The sequence below is a fragment of the Flavobacterium sp. RHBU_24 genome, assembly GCF_046613695.1.
GTDB lineage: Bacteria > Bacteroidota > Bacteroidia > Flavobacteriales > Flavobacteriaceae > Flavobacterium.
This window is the reverse complement of sequence record NZ_JBKJHD010000069.1, coordinates 1-309: the sequence shown is the minus strand read 5'-3', so window position 1 is coordinate 309 and position 309 is coordinate 1. Positions and strand designations below refer to the sequence as shown.

Genomic DNA, 309 nt, shown 5'->3' with positions numbered 1-309 from the left:
TCTATGCCTTTAGAGATGATGTACTGTACCGTTGATTTTGCCCTGCGGTTAGACAGGCTCATGTTGTACTGGTCGGTACCGCGGTTATCGGTGTGCGATTTTACCATTACAATTACATCAGGGTACTGCTTCATGGTCTCTACAATCTTGTCCAGCTCAAAGGCAGCTTCTTTAGTGATGTTGCTCTTATCGTACTCAAAGTAGATGTTCTCCAGTGTAATTACCGGCGGGTTAGGTATCTCTACAGGTGCAAGGTCGGCGTTAACCGTTACCTCGCCGCCTGCCGTCTTGTTTATCGGGAAGGTGTTG

Annotated in this window: 1 protein-coding gene; it reads right to left on the bottom strand. The window is 47.6% G+C overall.

What is annotated here, in order from left to right; all coding sequences use genetic code 11:
• The coding region (locus ACLI09_RS18110) for an OmpA family protein (protein WP_411421047.1) at window positions 1–309 on the bottom strand (309 nt) is incomplete at both ends.